General features: G+C 62.5%; 19 protein-coding genes. 6 read left to right on the top strand and 13 right to left on the bottom strand.

The genetic code is table 11. The annotated features are described in order from the left end of the window. Window positions 1–435 precede the first annotated feature (435 nt). The 6 genes from CI805_RS16880 to ectA are packed head-to-tail and all read right to left on the bottom strand — an operon-like array spanning window position 436 to window position 6,405. A complete protein-coding gene (locus CI805_RS16880) occupies window positions 436–1,707 on the bottom strand; it encodes an MFS transporter (RefSeq protein ID WP_260929411.1) in 1,272 nt (423 codons plus the stop codon). A 36-nt stretch (window positions 1,708–1,743) separates the two neighbouring features. Beyond that, complete coding sequence (locus CI805_RS16875) at window positions 1,744–3,186, bottom strand: aspartate kinase (protein WP_260929410.1); 1,443 nt, start codon at window positions 3,184–3,186, stop codon at window positions 1,744–1,746. Further along, the gene (thpD, locus tag CI805_RS16870; RefSeq protein WP_260929409.1) at window positions 3,183–4,109 is read right to left on the bottom strand and encodes an ectoine hydroxylase; all 927 of its coding nucleotides are present in this window, start codon (window positions 4,107–4,109) and stop codon (window positions 3,183–3,185) included. The genes CI805_RS16875 and thpD overlap by 4 nt, the downstream gene beginning before the upstream one ends. An 18-nt stretch (window positions 4,110–4,127) precedes the next feature. After that, complete coding sequence (locus tag CI805_RS16865) at window positions 4,128–4,532, bottom strand: ectoine synthase (RefSeq protein ID WP_260929408.1); 405 nt, start codon at window positions 4,530–4,532, stop codon at window positions 4,128–4,130. A 30-nt stretch (window positions 4,533–4,562) separates the two neighbouring features. Beyond that, window positions 4,563–5,882 (bottom strand): diaminobutyrate--2-oxoglutarate transaminase, encoded by a 1,320-nt coding sequence (ectB, locus tag CI805_RS16860; protein ID WP_260929407.1) that lies wholly within the window; start codon window positions 5,880–5,882, stop codon window positions 4,563–4,565. Window positions 5,883–5,898: 16 nt separating this feature from the next. Then, complete coding sequence (ectA, locus tag CI805_RS16855) at window positions 5,899–6,405, bottom strand: diaminobutyrate acetyltransferase (RefSeq protein WP_260929406.1); 507 nt, start codon at window positions 6,403–6,405, stop codon at window positions 5,899–5,901. Between the two features lie 265 nt (window positions 6,406–6,670). On the opposite strand from ectA, the gene CI805_RS16850 reads away from it, so the two are divergent. Further along, on the top strand, window positions 6,671–7,120 hold the full coding sequence (locus CI805_RS16850) for a MarR family winged helix-turn-helix transcriptional regulator (RefSeq protein ID WP_260929405.1): 450 nt from the start codon (window positions 6,671–6,673) through the stop codon (window positions 7,118–7,120). A gap of 152 nt (window positions 7,121–7,272) precedes the next feature. Here the strand turns inward: CI805_RS16850 and CI805_RS16845 are convergent, their stop codons facing one another. Next, window positions 7,273–8,466: an MFS transporter gene (locus tag CI805_RS16845; protein WP_260929404.1), complete on the bottom strand. Its 1,194-nt coding sequence runs from the start codon at window positions 8,464–8,466 to the stop codon at window positions 7,273–7,275. Between the two features lie 124 nt (window positions 8,467–8,590). On the opposite strand from CI805_RS16845, the gene CI805_RS16840 reads away from it, so the two are divergent. Continuing rightward, a complete protein-coding gene (locus CI805_RS16840; RefSeq protein ID WP_260929403.1) occupies window positions 8,591–9,481 on the top strand; it encodes a LysR family transcriptional regulator in 891 nt (296 codons plus the stop codon). Between the two features lie 173 nt (window positions 9,482–9,654). Here the strand turns inward: CI805_RS16840 and CI805_RS16835 are convergent, their stop codons facing one another. From CI805_RS16835 to CI805_RS16820, 4 genes are all read right to left on the bottom strand, one after another. Further along, window positions 9,655–9,816 (bottom strand): hypothetical protein, encoded by a 162-nt coding sequence (locus CI805_RS16835; protein WP_409934976.1) that lies wholly within the window; start codon window positions 9,814–9,816, stop codon window positions 9,655–9,657. Then, window positions 9,817–9,969: a hypothetical protein gene (locus tag CI805_RS16830; RefSeq protein ID WP_260929402.1), complete on the bottom strand. Its 153-nt coding sequence runs from the start codon at window positions 9,967–9,969 to the stop codon at window positions 9,817–9,819. 105 nt (window positions 9,970–10,074) lie between these two features. Continuing rightward, window positions 10,075–10,716 carry a GlcG/HbpS family heme-binding protein gene (locus tag CI805_RS16825; RefSeq protein ID WP_260929400.1) on the bottom strand — a complete coding sequence of 214 codons (642 nt, stop codon included), beginning with the start codon at window positions 10,714–10,716 and terminating at the stop codon, window positions 10,075–10,077. Between the two features lie 29 nt (window positions 10,717–10,745). Continuing rightward, entirely contained in the window at window positions 10,746–12,086 is a 1,341-nt protein-coding gene (locus CI805_RS16820; RefSeq protein ID WP_260929399.1) for a hypothetical protein, read from the bottom strand. A 405-nt stretch (window positions 12,087–12,491) separates the two neighbouring features. On the opposite strand from CI805_RS16820, the gene CI805_RS16815 reads away from it, so the two are divergent. Beyond that, entirely contained in the window at window positions 12,492–13,145 is a 654-nt protein-coding gene (locus CI805_RS16815; RefSeq protein WP_260929397.1) for an RNA polymerase sigma factor, read from the top strand. 124 nt (window positions 13,146–13,269) lie between these two features. On the opposite strand, the gene CI805_RS16810 is transcribed toward CI805_RS16815, so the two are convergent. Further along, a complete protein-coding gene (locus tag CI805_RS16810) occupies window positions 13,270–14,220 on the bottom strand; it encodes a TonB-dependent receptor domain-containing protein (protein WP_260929395.1) in 951 nt (316 codons plus the stop codon). Then, a complete protein-coding gene (locus tag CI805_RS16805) occupies window positions 14,151–15,611 on the bottom strand; it encodes a TonB-dependent receptor (protein ID WP_260929394.1) in 1,461 nt (486 codons plus the stop codon). The genes CI805_RS16810 and CI805_RS16805 overlap by 70 nt, the downstream gene beginning before the upstream one ends. 507 nt (window positions 15,612–16,118) lie before the next feature. Between CI805_RS16805 and CI805_RS16800 the strand changes: the two genes are divergently transcribed. From CI805_RS16800 to CI805_RS16790, 3 genes are all read left to right on the top strand, one after another. Beyond that, window positions 16,119–16,694, top strand: coding sequence for a hypothetical protein (locus CI805_RS16800; protein WP_260929391.1), 576 nt, complete (start codon window positions 16,119–16,121; stop codon window positions 16,692–16,694). A gap of 271 nt (window positions 16,695–16,965) precedes the next feature. Then, window positions 16,966–18,132 carry a PepSY domain-containing protein gene (locus CI805_RS16795; protein ID WP_409934975.1) on the top strand — a complete coding sequence of 389 codons (1,167 nt, stop codon included), beginning with the start codon at window positions 16,966–16,968 and terminating at the stop codon, window positions 18,130–18,132. 26 nt (window positions 18,133–18,158) lie between these two features. Further along, on the top strand, window positions 18,159–19,355 hold the full coding sequence (locus tag CI805_RS16790; protein ID WP_260929387.1) for a lactonase family protein: 1,197 nt from the start codon (window positions 18,159–18,161) through the stop codon (window positions 19,353–19,355). Window positions 19,356–19,434 lie beyond the last annotated feature (79 nt).

The raw sequence follows: 19,434 nt of genomic DNA, 5'->3' as shown, positions 1-19,434 counted from the left end.
CCCAAAGAATTGGGCTATTTTCGCCTTCCCCCAGACACCAGTTGGACGGTCATTAAGGGATCGACATGGAACTTACGCGACGAGATCTGCCAGTGGTATTCCCGGAAGAACATCCTTGCCAGAGTACAGCCGGTGACATGGAGCTGCGTTGCCATCCCCTCCAGCGTGACCGGCACCGCCGGACTGGCGATCACATTTTCGCACACACGCCTCAGACGGGGTGCTCGGTCGCAAGTGCCACGATCGGGCGTGGCGCACGGTCACAATCGTCAAGGGTGCGAATTTTGTCCATTTTACGATGATTAATGTCACTTGCACGCGAGAAGGGCGATTCCGGACAGGGTAGGCGCATAGTTACCTACCATCGATTACCTTGCCGTGCCCCGAGCGATGCTGAGGCGCTGAAGCGAGTCCTGCGCCGCACGGCGGATGCATTCAGGCCGGTTGCCGGGGCTCCAGTCGTCCGGAGTTTCCGCGGTCCGAGCTTTCCTCGGCAGCTACCGGATCGAGCGCGGCAGACATCGGCGTTGTCCGGGGCAGCACGACATAGGTCTCCTGAGAGTGGGCGGGCACAGGCTGCGAACGGATCTGTCGCCACAGCCCGAAAGCAAGTGCAGCACCGGCGCACAGGGCGATAAACAGGAACAGGCCTGCGGTATCCAGCAAGGTCATCGCCGCCGCGCCGAGCGCGGGGCCGATGGCCGCGCCCAGCGAATAGAGCAGCACAAGCCCTCCGCTGGCCGCGATGCGCTGCTCGGGGACGAGGTGATCGTTGGTATGCGCCACACACAAGGGATACAGGGAGAAGCTCAGGCCACCGAACAGGGCGCCAAAGATCATCAAGAGCAGCACGCCGCTCGTCAGGGCAATCGCGAGACTGGCGGCCAGCGTCCCTGCGAAGCCGATGACGATCACCTTGCGTCGGTCCATCCGGTCGGACAGCCGACCCAGCGGCCATTGCAGCGCAACGCCGCCCAGGATGACCACGCTCATGAACAGTGCCGTCGCCGACAGGTCCAGACCCGAACGTCGGGCGTAGACCGCGCCCATCGCATAGAATGCGCCCAGCATCACGCCGGTCAGCAAGGCGCCGACAATCCCCAGCGGGGATATGGCGTAGAGTTCGCGAAACGGAAGCGAGGATTCCTCGCCCGGTGCAGGTGCCGCAATGCGGGTCAACGCCACGGGGACCGCCGCCAGCGAGACGAGAATGGCCCCGGCCAGCAGGGGCATCGCCGCGCCGGGGCCGCCCAGGTTGAGCGTGAACTGGCCTATCGCCTGCCCGCCATAGAGCGCGATCATGTAGCCCGCGAGAACACTGCCGCGCGCCGCGCCCTCGGAACGCTCGCCGAGCCAGCTTTCGAGACAGACGTAAATGCCCGCGAGGCATATCCCGTCGGTGAAGCGCAGGAGCCCCCAGAACACAGCATCGCGATGGAGGGCATAGGCCAGCATGCTGGCACTCAGCACCGCGACGAATGCGGCGAAAGCGCGAATATGGCCGATCCGGCGCAGCAGCGCAGGCGCGCGTATAGATCCGGCGACAAGCCCGGCGAAATAGGCCGTGCCGACAAGGCCGATCGCCATCGTGCCGCTTCCCGCGCGCTCCAGTCGCACGCTGACCAGTGTGTTCATGAAGCCGCCGCCCGCCATCAGCATGAAGATGGCGAGCAGCAGGCTTCGCACGGGAAGGATGGCGTTCAGCATGGCACGCGTAAGTAGCTGGTACTCAGCACGCGAACGTCAGGCCGCCTCGCGTTGCCGTGGCGTGGCCTCGGCACCTTCGACCAGCGCCTGATGCAGTACCCGCACGGCCGGATCGAAGTCCTCCACCGCGACGATGAACTGCACGTCGACGTTGCGAATCTGGTGCTGCATGGCGATCATACCGATCCCCGCCTGCGCCAGGGCCAGCAGCGCGCGCGGGACCAGACCCGGCTCGTTGAGGTCGCTGCCGATCACCGATACCATCGCCACCGGCTGTATGGTTACGGTCGCGCCGGGCCACTTCGCTTCGATATCGGCGACGATGGCGGCCATCTGCTTCGCATCGGTGCCGGACAGGTAATGCGTGATGGTATTGGCGTTCGAGCTCTTGCTGACGATCCAGGCGCCATGCCGGGCGAGGGTATCGAGGATCGCCGCGTCGTAGCCCTTCTCGCCCACCATGTCCTGCTCGAACACCTGCAGCGCCTGCACCGAGGACAGGCCGGTGACGATTTCCACCCGCGGTGCCTCGGAGGCGTAATCACCGCAGATCAGCGTACCGTCGTCGTGCCTGTCGAAGGTGTTGCGTACCCTGAGCGGAATGCCCGACTGGCGCAGTCCTCGCCCGGCGCGCGGGTGGATCGCTTCCATGCCCAGGTTCGCAAGCTGGTCGGCGACGTCGTAGTTGGTCCGCCCGATCTTGCGCGCCACCTGCTCTCCGACCACACGAGGATCGGCGCTGGAGAGATGGAACTCCTTATGTATGATCGCCTCGCGCGCCTGCGTCAGCACGGCAATGCGCGAGAACGTCATTTCCGAGTAGCCACGGGCGTAGCGGCGCACCATGCCGCCTTCGCACCCGGCATAGCCGGTGACGATGGGCATCTGCGTGGCAAGGTCGATCGGACCAAGCGCTTCCTCGATCCGCCCATCGAGGCTGCGCATGTCCTCGTGATCCCACAGCGTCAGATCGACGAATACGGCATCCACGCCCCGATCGCGCAGCATCAGCGCGGTCGAATGGGCGGAATGCGCCTCGCCCAGCCCGGCCAGCATCTCGCGCACGGTCGTCATCTGCTCTTTCAGGCAGAACCGGCCGTGAGCGCGAAGGCGATCGAGATCGTCGAGGCAGGCCTCGAGCGCAGCAATCCGTGCGGCGACGAACGCGTCCGCCTCGCGGCGGCTGTCAGCGCGGTCGAACATCTCGGCATTGCGCGCCCACATCGCGCCCATGACGTCGGCAAGGGCAGACCGCCAGTCGCCGGGTGTCTCGTTGCGAATGAAGTGCGCATGCACGCCGGGCTTGCCCGACTTCTTGTGCTCCAGCAGCAGGTCGGTCATCCCGGCATAGGCGGATACGACGAAGATGCGGTTGTAGAGATCCGCGCCTTCGCGTCCGGCGATCAGGACATTGTCGAACACGGTGGACGTCGCGGCCATCGACGTGCCGCCGATCTTTTCAACGGAATGGGGGATCATGCGCTCGCTCCTTCAAGCATGCCGGTGACGGCGCGTAATGGTTTCGCGTCGCGCGCCGCGATGAAGTCCGGGCGCGCAATCTTCGCGGCGAACGGCGCCTCAAGTCGGTTGCTCATCGCGTTGTAGACGAAGAAGGCATTGGCGCGCGGAAACGGGGTGATGTTCCCGTTCGAGCCATGCATCGTGTTGCAGTCGAACACGATCACCGTTCCGGGCTTGCCCGTCAGCGAGACGATGCCCTGACGGTGCGCGAGTTCGGCCAGCGTATCCTCGTCGGGCACGCCATACTCCTGCTTGCGAAGCGACGCCTTGTAATGGTCGTGCGGGGTTTCGCCCGCACAGCCGACGAATACGTGCTGCGATCCGGGTATCACCATCAGGGGGCCGTTGTGCGGCGTGTTTTCCGCCAGCAGCACCGACATCGACAGGGCGCGCATGCGCGGCATGCCGTCCTCGGCATGCCACGTCTCGAAGTCCGAATGCCAATGGAACGCCTTGCCCCTGAACCCCGGCTTGTAGTTCAGCCGGGACTGGTGGAGGTAGACCTCATCGTCGAGCAGGTAGCGCGCAACGCCTGCCAGCCGCTCGTCTGCGGCAAGGCGCAGCATCATCTCGCTCTGTTCGTGAATTTCGAAGATCGAGCGGATTTCGCGACTGCCCGGCTCGGCAATGACGGTTTCGTCCTTGAGGCTGCCCGGATCGCCCAGCAGACGTCCGGTTTCTGCCTGTAGCGCGGCTATCTCCGCCTCGGACAATACCGCGTCCAGCACGAGATAGCCGTCGCGATCAAAGCGGGCGATCTGTTCTGCGCTCAGCGGTGCGCCCGGCTGCCATGCCCGGTGGGCGACGGGCTCGGCGCGCGGCAGCAGACGAGGCTCGCCAGCGTCGCTGTCGGTGCTGCGGGTGGGGTAGTGGTCGTGCATCTCGTGCCCCCTTTCTCCTCAGTCCGCGAGCGCGGGTTCGCTCGTATCTGCGGGGTAGGCACCGTTCTCGTCGTGGACTTCGCGGCCCGTTACCGGCGGGTTGAACACGCAGGCGCAAACGATGTCCTGCACGGGACGCACGATGTGCTTGTCGTTGGCGTTGAGCGCATACATGATGCCCGGCTTGAGTTCATGGGTAAGCCCGGTGCCCAGATCCTCGATGGTGCCTTCGCCCTGCATCACCAGCACCGCTTCGAGATGGTTCTGGTAATGCATGTGCAGTTCCTCGCCCGCGAACATGGTCGTGACGTGGAACGAGAAGCCCATCTTGTCGTCCTTGAGCAGCAGACGATCGGAGTGCCAGCCCTTGGATTCAACGTGACGGTCGGACGTGCGGATTTCGGCGAGATTGCGAACGATCATATATTTAATTCCTTGAACTTGAGCGGAGGATCAGGCGGCGACGCCGATTTTCGGCAGTGCGCGTTTGACCGGCGCGATCGCCTGGGCGACCGCTTCTTCCAGAATGTCGAGCCCGGCTTCGAACACCGCATCCTCGATGGTCAGTGGGGCGAGCACCTTGACGATCTCGTCATGCGCGCCGCTGGTTTCGATGATCAGGCCTTCGTCGAAGCAGGCAGACGTGATCTGCGAGGCGACTTCGCCCGAGCCGACGTTGATGCCGCGCATCATGCCCCGGCCGCGCGTGGTCAGGCCATGGCGCTCGGCCATGCGATCGAGGCGCGTTTCGAGGATCTTGCCCCTGCGCGCCACGGCGTCGATGAAGGCCGGATCGGCCCAGAACTCGCGCAACGCTGCCGTTGCCGTGACGAAGGCATGGTTGTTGCCGCGGAACGTGCCGTTGTGCTCGCCGGGGCTCCACACGTCGAGTTCGGGGCGCATCAGCGTGAGGGCGAAAGGCAGGCCCATGCCCGAAAGCGACTTCGCCATGGTGACGATGTCCGGCGTGAAGCCCATGCCTTCGAAGCTAAAAAAGCTGCCGGTGCGCCCGCAGCCTGCCTGAATATCGTCGACGATCATCAGCGCGCCATGCTTTCTGGCAAGGGCGGCGATGCGGCGCAGCCATTCGGGCCGCGCCGCATTGAGCCCACCTTCGCCCTGGACCGTCTCGACGAGGAAGGCGGCAGGCGCATCGAGGCCGCTCGACGGATCGGCAAGGCGCTGTTCGAGCAGGTCGGCAGTGTCCACGTCCTCGCCATAATAGCCGTCGAACGGCTCGTGGCTGACATGGCTGAGCGGCACGCCCGCGCCACCTCGCTTGCCGGCATTGCCGGTGCAGGCGAGTGCGCCGAGCGTCATGCCGTGGAAGCCGTTGGTGAACGCCACCACCAGTTCGCGGCCCGTCACCTTGCGCGCGAGCTTGATCGCAGCTTCCACGGCGTTGGTGCCGGTGGGGCCTGTAAACATCGCGCGATAATCGAGGCCGCGCGGGGTCAGGATGACGTCTTCGAGCGCGCGCAGGAACGCGCTCTTGGCATCGGTGTGCAGGTCGAGCGCGTGGGTCACGCCGTCATTGGCGATGTACTCCATCAAGGCCTTTTTCAGCACCGGATGGTTGTGGCCGTAATTCAGCGACGAGCAGCCCGACAGAAAGTCGAGATAACGACCGCCTTCGCCGTCGTGCAGCCACACGCCCTGCGCCTTGCCGAACTGGCGCGGCATGGCGCGGGAGTAGCTGCGAACCTTGGATTCGCGGCGGTCATAGATCTTCGTATCCGGCGCGGTGGCGCTCGGCATGGGGGTCTTGGTCATGTCGGGATTTCCCTGTTCAGGTATGGGCGGACGGCAGCGGAGCGATGCTCGCCTGCCATTCCGTGTCATGTGCCCCGGCGAAGTGCGCAGCGCGTGTGAAGCGCTCGGATTTCGAGAGGCTGGCGCCGTGGCGGCGCGCAAAGGCGCCGAACAGCGCCCAGGAGGCCGGGTTGGCCTCGGTGATGGTGGTGGTCAGCGTGGTGGCACCCTGCACGGCAGGGCGCGCGACAAGCTCGTCGAGCATTCGTCCGCCCAACCCTTCGCCACGGGCGGATGCGGCGACGGCAACCTGCCAGACGAAGATCCGTTCGGGGTGCGAAGGCGGACGATAGGCGGAAATCCATCCGACGATCTCGTCATCGCGCTGGGCAACGATGCAGGTGTCGGCGAAATCGCTGCATTGAAGCAGGTTGCAATAGGCCGAATTGGGATCGAGCGGCGCACAGGCCGCGATCAGCGAGGTGACGGCGGGGCCATCTTCGGCGGTAGGCCGGCGTAGGACCGGCGGGGTTTTATCGCTCATGGAACTGGAGCCCTCGGAATGCTTTCCGGGGCGAACTTCGTTTACGCCTGCATCAAAGATTACTTCACCCTCCGAAGCACATTCGCGTGCTTGGCATTTGCCTCATTCTGACTTCTGATGCGGGATAACATACGTCTGTCGCGGTTCATTGCAACCTCCGATATGCGAAAAGGTTGCTGCCAGGCATGTTTTTGGAGCGCAGTATTTCGATTTTGGAAGTATCTTGCAGCTTGGCGCAAGCCCGCAGGAAAGCTACCTGTCGGGCATGGACAGCGACCTCACACCGGCAGCTCTTTCGGCCCTGAGAAAAATTCTCGACGTAGCCGATCTGGAGAACCGGAAAATGGCAGCTTTGACGGGGCTGACGCCATCGCAGGCGCTGGTGCTGCGCCAGATCGGCACCGGCGAAGGGACGACGCCAAGCGCCGTCGCTGCCGCTTTGCGGTTCGGACAAGCGACCATCACCAACATCGTCGACAAGCTGGTGGCTGGCGGACTTGTAACGCGGACGCGAAGCGACAGCGACCGACGCCAGATCCTGGTGCGCACAACCGCCGAAGGCCTTCAGCGCCTCAGCGATCTGCCATCGCCGCTGCAATTGCGTTTCGGGAGCGGTTTCAGCACCTTGCCACGCTGGGAACAGGCAATGATCCTTGCCAGCCTGGAGCGGATTGGATCGCTTATAAATAACCCCGATTTTGCTGCAAATTCGTAATGTATTGAGCAGACCTCCATAAAGATATTCAAGACACCAACGCTTTACCAGAGATTAATATTGCGCCGCGCGCACCAAGATAAAATTACATGACAGCAATTATGCAATTAACTGGCATATTAATTCTATTGATGGCTGTTCTCCGGCATTTGTCAGTTCCGCCCATCGAAAGCATCGGTTAAGTGGACAATGAAAAAGGCGGCCACCAAAAGAGGGAGCAAGCTCCACACCAGGGAGGCCGGGCCCAGGCCACCAAGGATAAGTCCGCCCGCGATGCCGCCGCCTGCTATCGCAAGGTTCCATACGGTCACGATCATCGACTGCGCGACATCGGCACCCTCGCGCGCCGCCTTGGCCGATGCTGTCTGAAATAGGGTCGCAACGCCGCCAAAGGCGCCGCCCCAGATCGTGACACCGGCATAGACGGCCATGGGCTCGGATCGCCCAAGGCCCAGGATCAGCACTGCAACAGCGAACAGGATAATAGAGCCCAGAGTCAAAAGCCGTAGCCGGTGATCGATCAAGGCACCGATCACCCAGATGCCCAGCAAGGCCGCAGCGCCGAATGCCAGCAGCACCCGGTCCGTCTGCGCGACCATGCCGGACTGGGCCAGAAAGGGCGCGATATAGGTGTAGAGAATATTGTGGGCGAGCACGAACGTGAAGGTCACCATCAGGATCGGCCGAACGCCGGGCGTCCTCCATACTGTCGCCAGGGACGTTTTCTTGCCGCGTTTCGCGCCCGGGAAGTCCGGGACCTTCCAACAGGTCCAGCCGATCAACACCAGTGTCAGCGCGCTCATAATGCCAAAGCTGATCCGCCACCCCACCAATGTGCCCAAAAACGTGCCAGCCGGGACCCCGATCGACAGTGCGAGCGGGGTGCCGACCATGGCGACGGCAATCGCCCGTCCTTCGAGATGAGGCGCAACCATGCGTGATGCATAGCCTGCGAGCAACGCCCAGAGCAGCCCGGCAGAGATTCCGGCCAGCAGGCGCGCCACCATCACGACCGCATACGAGGATGACAGGGCCGTGATGACGTTGGCGAGAGCGAAGCCGGTGATCGCCGCCAGCAGCAAGGGCCGCCGCCGCATGGCCTGGGTGGCACTTGTCAGCGGGATTGCCGCAACCAGCGAGCCGATCGCGTAAATCGTCACCAATTGGCCGGCGAGCCCGTGGGAGATGTGCAGCCCGTCACTGATCTGCGGCAGCAGGCCGGCGGGGAGTGTCTCGGTGAGAATGGTGAGGAAGCCTGCGGCTGCCAGCGCCAGCAGGCTGGCGAACGGCAGGCGGTCCCGTTCCTTATCGGCCGCGCGCGCGGGAGATTTTCGTTGAGGCTGCATGATGGCTGTTCTCGCAATTCGCTAATGGTTTCGGCTGGTCAGCCCTAGCCGCAGTGCAATTGCGGAGAAATCAGCTACAGTTCCGGATAGTCAGGACGTTGACGTCCGGAATGAGGGCTTTTCGATGATGGACCGGCTAGGCGCTCTCAACGCCTTTATGCGTGCTGCCGAAACCCGCAGTTTCGTCGCGGCAGGTCGCGACCTCGGCATTTCCGCTTCCGCTGTGGGGAAGGCCGTCGCGCGGCTGGAAGACCGGTTGGGAGTCCGGCTGTTCCATCGCAGCACCCGCAGCATGACTTTGACGGCGGAAGGCGCAACTTTCCTCGATCACTGCCGCCGTATCTTCGTTGAAGTCGATGCCGCCGAGGCGATGCTGTTCCAGGCCAGTGATGCGCCTTCTGGTGTGTTGAGGGTTAGCCTGCCGATCGCGGGAATGCTTTTGATGCCGGTGATCGCCGCATTCATGAAAGCATGGCCACAAATCCGGATGGATCTCGATTTTACCGACCGGATGGTCGCGGTAATCGAGGAAGGGTTCGATGCGGTTATCCGTACCGGCGAAATTGCCGATACTCGCCTGATGAGCCGCAAACTGGGCGTCTTCCGACACCGCATAGTCGCTTCCCCTGCCTATCTAGCCCGACGCGGTACGCCGCTTGTTCCGGCACACCTGATGGATCATGCCTGCCTGCATCATCGTTATATGAACAGTGGCAGGCTGGAGCGGTGGCCACTCGTACAGGACGGTATGGATCTGGAACTCGATCTGCCGCAGACGGCGATCGTCAGTACGATCGAGCCCCTCCTCTATCTCGCGGAGCAAGGCTTTGGCATTGCGTGCCTGCCCCCATTTGCGGTCAACCGGCAAATCGCGGACGGTACGCTGGTTCCGCTTCTCGATGACAAGCTGCGCGATGTAGGTTCGTTCAGGGTATTGTGGCCGGCGAACCGCTATCTTCCCCCGAAAACTCGTGTTTTCGTCGATTTTCTAGCAGATCATCTTGTATTGGGATAAGCGTCATCTGGATGTGTACGCAGTGCCAAGTGCTTATCTTAAGCAATTAAAAGATCGTGCTAAGGATGAAACGGTCGGAAGCTGAAGTCCAGACCTCTGTGATATATCTGTAGGGCGTAAGACCACTTAGGCTCTCGAGTCTGCCGTCAAAACTTAGGCAGCGTTGAAATCAGTCAGGTGTGTCCAGCTGCTGACGACTTGTAATGGAAGCGTTTGACGGTCGCCTTCTTGATGGCGCGATCCATCGGCCCGGCTTGGCCGTTGGTCCAAGGGTGGTCCATCTTGGTAAGGCAATGCTCGATGCAGTTAGCCTCGCAGATCATGTCAAAGCGCATCTAAAGCGAGAAAGTGGTGTTTCGGTTGCGCCGCCAGTCGGCGAATTGGATGATGCCCCTGCCGGCATCGTCAGACACCACCTTCGTCCGCTGCCGCTTCCAGGCATACAGCGAATGCTGACTGACGCCGAGCCGCTCGGTGGTCTGGGCCACCGTATCACGCCCCTCGGCAAGCTCAGGAGAGCCTTGAACTCATCGCTGAAATTGGGCCGACCCAGTCTCAGGCTCGATCAGAGTGACCTGCCTTCCGAAAAACTCTCAGAGCCGGTCAACGATTTTCGCGATTCCATCTGCGGCGCACTTTTCCTCTTCGTGAGCGCTGGCGCCGCTTGTGGCGATCGCACCGAGGAAGCGGCCGTCCTTGATGATCGGCAGGCCGCCGGGCAGTAGCGACATGTTCGGTTTGACCTGATCCATGACCGATGGGTCCTTCTCGATTCTGGCCCGCAGTTGCAGTGTCGACATGCGGAAACCCACGACCGTCAAGGTCTTGTGCATGGCCATGTAAATGCCATTGGGCATGGTGCCCTCGCCCGCCAGCGCCGCCTTGAGATCGCCTTCGGCATCAGACACGGCGACTGTCACGCTATACCCGTCCTTCGCACACGAATGCAGCGCAGCCAATGCCGCTTCGGCGGCCAGTTCTCCGCTCGGCCCCGGAATCGGGGCCAGGGTCGGGCGTTGTGGCAAGTCCTTGGGGCGCGGCCCGGCGGGAGGACCAAGCGGCACCTTCAACTGCGCGCTTTGCGGAATGTCGAAGTAGTCGCCCGTCATCGATTGCGGGCTTGGGGGTGTCGTGTTCCGCTCCGGGTGCCCGTCCTGCGCCTGTAGCGCAACGGCGCCGAACAACATGACGGTGCCCAGCACGGCGCTTGCGAGGCGAAGGGGTCGGTTGGCCATGGGTAAATGCTCCATCTCTCTATCGGCGATCAGCGCGTGGGCAGGAAACGGCCCGGCTTCGAGAGCCAGCCGTCGAGGTAATCGAACAGTGTCTTGACGGTGTCGCCGAATTCGTCGGGCGTCCGTTCGCACTCCGTGCAAGGCACGTACATGTGCGAGGCGCCCTCGACGAAGGCGATCTGCTTGTCCGCGCTGGTGGCGTGCTCATAGATCGTCTCGGCGGCCAGACCTTCCCAGTGGCCCGTCATGCCCATGGCGATCAGCGGCACATGGATATGCCCGACATTACCCGGCGGGTTGGCGTAACTGGAATCCCAGTCGATCCCGTGGATCGAGGTGGCATCGTAATAGAAGTCGGGGGCGACCCGGATAGCGAAACCGGACAGGAAATCGCGCACCGTGGTATTCATGGTGCCCATCCTGAAGTTCGCCGCAGGGATGCCATGCCCTTGCGCAACGCGCAGCGAATGGATCACCTCGCTGGTCTGGGCGCCGCCCTTGTGGAGCAGCGGATAAGGCTTGCTCGATGTCGAGAGCAGGCCGGTATCCTGCGAAAAAAGCTTGTTGTTCGGTCCCAGACTGCTGCCGCCGGAAATAACCATCGGGGCATCGCCGGTGAAGGCAGCGGTGCCGGCATCGAGCCGGGCGACCTTTGCCTGCGCTGCGGCGACAAGACGGTTGTAGCGCGCAGCCTCAGCCGCCAGAAACTTGCGACGAAAGCTCTCGCTGTACTGGCTGCCGCCCGGCGAGAATCCGTTCTTGGCGGAGTACATGTCGAGATCTTCGTCGATCGCGGTTCCATCGCTTTCGTCGACTACCGCAGGGTCGATGCTGAACAGCGTCATTTCCGCATCGCCCCAGTTGGCATCCGGCAGGATGACACCATCCGCCGGGGTCAGCCCGGCAAGGTCCGAGGGACACGCATGAACCATGCGCGCATTCTGGCAGAAACCGAGTCCGCTTTCCGCCATCGCCTGATAGGCGCTGACGATCGTCGCCCCTCCGCTGTGCCCCAGCAGGACGACCTTGCGCACGCCCGCAAGACGCTTGAGGAAATCGACCGCCAGCCCTGTCTCCGCAATCGTCTTGTCGAGGTTCCCGCTGCTCGGGCTCTCGCACAGGACGCGATAGCCGCGACGGGCAAGCTCGGGGCAGGCGATGAAGCGGGTATAATCGCCATAGTGCGTAACGACGATGCCAATGGTCGCCCTGTCTTCCGGTTTCGTCGGTTCATACAGCACGCCGTAATCATCGTCGGCATGATGCACGAAAGTCGTCCGGACACCGGCGGGGACCGAGGTCGGCGCTGCATCTGCACGCAGGCCCATCGGCTCGCCCGCGCGCACCGAACCGGCAGAAGCGACTGTCAACGCAGCGGAAATAAGCAAGGCATGACGCAGTGAGGGCATTGTTCTTCCAGTTGATCCAGGCTCCCGAGAGCCGCCATAGCCCATCATCCTGAACCGAAATCAAACGAGCCGCAGCGCTCGGCGAAGGCGCGGTTTCGCACCCGTATCGCCACCGCATCCGCCTCTCCCCGCAGCGCAATCGACGCCCCGCGCCGCATTCAGATTCAGTTTAATCCGACCCCGCATAGCGACCTGAAAGACAATCGGCACTCGGGAGAGAGCGATGATGGGACGCCTGATGCTTCGCAGAGACGAGGCGATGCAAAAGCCGGGAAACCATGACGCGCCCGCGCCCTGTTCACGCGGCTTGGTATCGGCCGGAGGGCGTCCACGGGACTTGGCCGTGCATCGTGAATCGAACATCGCATGACCGGGCTCGACAACGACCGGCGCCGCTGGTTCCGCATCGCCGTCCTCCCACTCGAAACCGACCTGAAACGCCATGCCCGGCGGTTGTGCCACGGCATCTCCATCGATCCCGAAGACCTGTTGCAGGATACGATGGAACAGCTCTTCCGGTACGAAAACTGGCACGGGATCGAAAATGTTCGAGCCTTCAGCATTGCCACCATGCGCAATCTGGCGTTGCAGGTCGCGCGCCGTGACAGGGTCCTGACGATCCAGACCATGGACGATCTGGAGAATTTCGACATCGCTTGCGAAGCGCCTTCGGCAGAGCGGATCGTGGTCGCGCGCGATGACTGGGCGACAGTGACAAAATGCATCTCGTCACTGCCCCCACAGTGCGGCAAGGTCTTTTCGATGCGCAAGATCGACGGATTGTCCCAAAGCGAAATCGCAAGGCAACTCGGCCTCAGTATTTCCACGATCGAAAAGCATGTTATCAAGGGATTGCGCCGGTGTTCGGATGCCATCGCCTGGCCTTCCGATCGGACGAGCAGAACGAACCGTCAGCGAATCCGCAACATCTCTCGTGACAATGCCGGTGCAGTTCCATGCCCGCCACCGACGACAGTCAGCACGCTCGCTTACGAAGCCGCCGATTATCGTCATTTCTGAAACCTGAGCACAATTGCCGACGGGTTGGCGAGCCTTCCTGAAGGCACTTGCATCGAGGCAGGTTCCTCAAAGAGCAAATCGGGCCGCCTTCCCGAAAAGGGGAAACGCGGCCCGAAATCCATGGTCAGTACCGCACCGTCAGGCGCACACCGAACAGCCGCGGGTCAGAGACCCGGACCGTCGTGCGATCGGCGGTGCCCGATGTCGGGTTGTCGATCGGACCGGGATTGATGTTCTGCGGTGCGCCCAGCAACTGCATCTTGTTCTCGATGTTGTGCACGAAGGCGTCGATGCTGAACTTGCCCGATGCAGTCGTATAGCTGATCATCAGGTCACTGCGCGTAAAAGACTTCTGAGTGAACTGAGCCGGAAGAACTGTGTAGACGCCGGTGAACGGGTTGCCGTCACCGGCATAGTTGCTCACCTTGTAGCCGCTGTTGTAGGTCGTGTTCACGTGGGCCGTGATGTTGCCCCCGCCGGCAAGGTCGAAGCGGTGCTCGTAAGAGCCGCGGATCGTGGTCCGCGCCAGCAGATCCAGTTCCTTGCCCTTGAAGTTCTGCTGGTTCGAATAGATGAAGCCGACATAGGCATCACCCGAAAAATGGCCGCCCTGCCGCGTCAACCCGAGATTGAGCGTGTCACGCGGTGTCGGGCGCCAGATCAGCTCGTTTTCCCAACCCGACATCTTCACAGGCACGATGGTGGTGTAGATGAGTACCAGCGGCGAACCGCCGGTCAGGTTGGGTGTCAGGAATGTCGAACCGGTGAGCTGGAACTTCGAATAGTCGTAATAATAGACAGACGTGTTGAACTGGAGGTTTGGCAGTATCCGCCCCTTGAACCCGGCCTCGTAGGCTGTCAGGCTCTCCGCGCCGTAGGGGGTCGATCCGCTGCCCGGCTTCGTGGGGTCCACATCATTGAAACTGCCGGGTTTGTAGCCGGTCGCCACGCTGGCATAGACCATGTTGCCCGGATCAATCTGATATTCCGCGCCCACCCGGTAAGTCAGCTTGTGACCGCTGAACTCGCCCGAATTGGAAAGCCCCCAGTCGTGCAGAGCACTGTCGGGCCGCACTGTTCGCCGTCCGCACCGTAGAAAGTGCCTCCGGCATAGACCGTCGCATCGCGAGTGGCATGATCCTGCGAATAGCGCAGCCCCCCCGTAATCTTCAGATTATCGGTCAGGTGGAAATTGAGCTGGCCGAATACGCCCTTGCTCGTGTGCCGGGTCGTACCGATGATGACCGGGTTGGGATTGTTGCACGATGCATCAAGCGAGGGCGCACAAGAGGCGATCGTCTGCCAGTTCTGATCCTCTTCCGGGATCGTTTCGTGATAGTAGTTGGCACCGATCACCCACTCCAGCCGCGAAGGCGAACTGTTCGAGAAACGGATCTCGTGCGAGGTGGTCTTGATATGCGCGACGTAGTGACTCCACAGGTAGTTCGGATCGGTGCCGTCCTGCCCTGCCGGATCGCCGGTCGAGGCGAACTTGTTGTCGTTGGCCTTGAACGAGATATAGGCGCCATCATAAGTGAAATGGACAGGGCCGAGATCCTGGTTGATCTCGCCGTTTATCATGTAGAAATCGTCGTCCAGTTTGCCCGCCATCGGGTTGGCGTAGACCTCCCGCTCGCTCTTGCCGCTGTCGTGCAGATAGCGATCGTAGAGGATGCCGTAGTTTGCGCTGCCTGTGCCGCCGATATGCCCGAACGTGCCGGTCAGCACCACGTTGCCGCTGGGGCTGTAGTCCCACTTGCCGGTGATGCGGGCCGTCCAGTTGTCCTCGTCGTTGAGCTTGTCCTGCGTCTTGTAGCTATATTGCTGGCCAAGCACCGGATAGATATAGCCGTCGCGCTTGTTCATGTTGACGGCGGCGCGCACCGCGAAGGTGTCCGTGATCGGCACGTTGATCATCGCATCGGCGCGACGGGTGTTGAAATTGCCCAGTTCGACCGATCCCGATGCCTCGAAGTCGTCCTTGGGCTTGGCGGTGATCACATTGATCGCACCGCCCGTCGAACTCTTTCCATAGAGCGTTCCCTGCGGGCCGCGCAGCACTTCCACGCGCTCCAGATCGAAGAAGGCAAGGCCGATCATCTGCGGCCTGCCGATCGGTATCCCGTCAACGTTGAAGACGTTGCTCTGCTCACCCTTGCTGGTGACGTCGGTCGTCTGGACGCCGCGGATCGCGATGTTGACGCCCTGGGATGCACTGCCCACGACAACCGAAGGCGCAATGTTCGAGATGTTCGCGACGCTGGTCACGCCCTGATCCTTCAGGGTCTCGCCGGAGAACACGCTCAGCGCGACGGGTGTCTTGGACGCGGTTTCGCTGGTCTTTTGTGCCGTGACGATGATTTCCTGCATGTCCGTCTGGCTCGCCGTAGGCGCGGACGTACCCGCCTGCGCCATCGCCGTACCGGAAATCACGAAAGCCAGCGCCGCACATGCAGCCGACGACATCCATTTGCTATGGTTTTTCAAGAAGTCCTCCCCTCAATTCTGTTCTGAATTCAATGCTTCTTGTCATGCCTTCCGACACGCCGGCCGATGTCCGACAGGAACCGCGTCAAGCAGGAAGGCTGCACAGGGAAGTTGCGCGGGAGCCTCTCTTCCTCTACTCCCCCGGAAAATAATTCGGCATCCGCTCGATGCTCGGCGTGGATACCTGCTGCAACGCCTGGTCGGATATTCTCCAGTCCCGGCTGTGTTCAGGTTCAGTTTGGAAACCCGGCTCATACCCTCTCGCGAAGACGACGGCACAGACCGTCGGAAAGGCGAGAGGATACAGATATGCAACGATGGTACGCGCAGTTGGCCTGCGGTATTTTCGCCCTTCCGCTGATCGCAGCGACGGCGCCCGCGCAGACCCCTTCCGTTCCGCAACAGGTAATCCCGTTTCAGGCCAACAACCCGTCCGAGCCGGGCGGAGACCGCCTTGAGGAACCTCGGCGTCTTGCGGCGGCAATCGTGGCCGCCGATGGCCAGCCGGTAACACGGATCACCGATGTCGGTTCCTTTACCGGAGAGTTCCTTGAAGCATTCATGGACCGCTTTCCCGAAGCGAAAGGGCAGTGGACCGAGCCGGTGGCTACCAATCAGGGCATCGCCGAACGCCGGCTCAAGCGGTTCGGGAACAATGCAAGCTATCGCATCGGCTGCCCGAGCCGCGATCTCGCACAGAACTGCGTCCCTGCAGGAACGCAGGTTCTGCTGACCTCGTGGCTTTCCATCCACCAGGACCTGCCCGGTATCCAGCGTTTCTACAAGATCGCCTACGGGCTGGTCCCGGCGGGGGGATGGGTGATCAACATCGATCACGTCGGCGCGCAGGACGCCGACTGGCATCACCGCCTCGAAGTGGCGCGAGCAACGCTGGACAAGGAAGGACTGGCCGCACGCATAGAAGGGCCGCCGGTGCACCATCCCGACTTCCGCACGCCGCTGCTGGAAGACCAGATCGCCGCGCTTCATGCGGCAGGATTCACCCAGGTGCATGTCGCCTGGCGCAGGCTCGACACGGTTCTGTTGATGGCAAGGAAATGATCGCGCCGGGACGGACGAAATGTGGCAAGCTCTCCCTGGGCGGGCACCGGCAACGGTCGCCCGCCTCTTTGTCAGAGCAGTGCCGCCCCAACCGTCCAACAGCCCGAGCTTCGAGCCCATGCGATCCTCGCGAAGTGTCGTTGATACCCCATCCGTTCCCACTGCCGCTCCGTCTGCCCGAACAGATCGGCGGAGGGTGGCGGGGCGCGCCGGAAAAGCCATCGAAGCCCGCGCGCTTCATCGCCTCCTGTCCTTCGGCGCATGTGTACTGATGTTGTACCTGGGGGCTACGGGCACGTGGATACAGGCGATCGACCTGACGACGATCCTTCGCGGAGCACGCGAAAGCAACCCGGTCATGCAATCCATCAACGAAGGCAAGTTCGGCGACAACGATTTCTCAGCCGTCCTCCAGCGCGACTGGACGGCCCCGGCCTTGCCCGATGGCTACAGCCCCGGCGCCGATTTTTCACGCGCATACGATCAGTTCCGCAAGACGCATCCCCGCCGTGCCGTCGCCTACGTAGAGGCGCGCATGGCACACAGGCGCCCCGTCGTGCAGATCGGCTTTCTCGATGCATCTGCGCCACGCACCTCCGGCGAGTATGGGCAGCGGATCGGGATCGCCGCCTACGATGCGGCCAGCGGGCATCCGGTGCAGGCGCTTTCGCCAAGAATAGCCACTCCGGCGCCCTCGACACGCCAGACCCTGAAGGAATGGCACCGCTTCTGGACCAGCGACGACGTGCCGGGCGTCTATGTCGAATTCGTCTCGGGACTGGCCATGTGCGCGTTTATCGGCACCGGTCTCGTCGTCTATTTCAGGCTGCTCGCACAGCGGCGCAAACTGGGCAGACCGCAGATATTCTGGACCACCAGCGATCGCCTGCGCTCGCTTCACCGCAGCATATCGGTGGCAGCCGCAGCGATCCTCGTGCCGGTTGCGCTGAGCGGAGCATGGCTCGGCTTCGAAAGCACGTGGCACACCTTCTTCACCCCGGCATCCGCCGCACCGGGCGCGATCACCTCCGGCACAGACGCCAGACGGATCGCCGAAGATGCCCTGACACGATTCCATCGGGCTGAGCCCGACACCGCCATCCTCAGCGTGCGCGTCCGGATCTATGCCGGGCATGAACAGGGCATCATCGTCACGGCAGGCCCGGTCCTGCGCCAGCACGTGTTCGACACCGCCAGCGGCAGGGAAGTCGGCCTGACCGAGACGTATTATCCGGACAGCGGGTTTCCTCTTGGGATCGGGGTTCACGAATGGATGAAGCACTTTCATTCGGGATATCTTTTCGGGCTTCCCGCGCGCCTGCTCGATATGCTGGCCGGTCTGGCACTGGTTTTCCTGAGCGTGTCCGGACTGCTCATGTACATCGACCTATACCGGCGGCGCAGAAAGTCCGGGCGCAAGTCAGTTCTATGGAAGTAACAACGCGTACCGGGGGGAGAAGAGGCATGGAAACGAAGCATCGAATGCGGTTCGCGGTGCCGCTTGCCGCCCTGCTGCTGGCGCTACAGCCGGCAGGTGCGCAGGGTGCAGCCCCCGCGCCTGTGCCCCAATCGTGCACGGACGATGCCTGCGCGAAGCCGCAATGGGTCTATATCGGCTCGCGACACGAAGGCCCCGGAGGCGGGATCAGCGTGGCCCGTTTCGATCCCCGGACCGGCACGTTGACTGCGTTCGGTCACGCCGCCGAGGTGGTCCAGCCGACCTGGCTGCTGCCCAGCCCGCATCGCCCGGTTCTCTATTCCGTCAGCGAAGTCGGCAACGACGGCAAGGCGCACGGCGCGGTGCTCAGCTTCACCGCCGATCCCGAAACCGGCAAACTAACCTTGCTGAGCCGCGTGGACTCCGGCGGCGGCGGTGCCACCCACCTCGCTCTCGGCGGGATGCCGCCCTCGCTCTTCGTAGCCAATTACGGCACCGGTCAGGTCGCGGCGATCCCGCTTCAGCGGGGCGGCACACTGCTCCCGCCCACCTCCGTGATGACCGATACCGGTTCGGGTCCAACACCCCGACAGGCCAGCCCCCATGCCCACGCGGTGCTGGTGGATCGGGACGCGACCCATCTGCTGGTCGGCGATCTGGGGGCCGACCGCATCTTCGTCTATCGCATCGATGCGCAGCGCCATGCCCTGAGCCTCGCATCCACGCCCTTTCTGCAACTCCCTCCCGGCAGTGCTCCGCGACATCTGGCGTTATCGGTGGATGGCCGCTTCGTCTACGCACTGACCGAATTCACCTCGCAACTCTTCACGCTTGCATGGGACCCTGCGAAAGAAACACTGCGGGTCGCCGGATCGCTTCGCGTGGTTCCCGCCGCAAAAGCGAGCACCAACAGCCCAGCCGAAATTCTGCTCTCGCCCGATGGCCGGTTCGCCTATGTCACCAATCGCGGTGAAGACACGGTGGTGGTCTATGCCCTCGACCCGAATAGCGGGCTCCCTACCGAAATCCAGCGGATGCCCGCTGGCGATGGCAGCCCCTCATCACTGGCGATCGACGAAACCGGCAAATGGATGTTGCTGGCCAATGCCGCGCCGGGTTCGGTGACGGTGCTTGCCCGCGATCCGGCATCCGGGCGCCTGACCGCAACCCCCGCGCGCATCGCGGCACCGCAGGCCGTCAGCGTGGCCCTGCTGAAGCCATGATCGCCAGACAGCGCAGACAGGCGTTCGCAGCACGTTTCGGGCCACCGACATCACGATTGTTATTGTTCCCGCGCATCAG

This window comes from Novosphingobium sp. 9, assembly GCF_025340265.1.
GTDB lineage: Bacteria > Pseudomonadota > Alphaproteobacteria > Sphingomonadales > Sphingomonadaceae > Novosphingobium.
The sequence above is the reverse complement of the archived record's forward strand: the minus strand, read 5'-3'. Positions and strand labels throughout refer to the sequence as shown.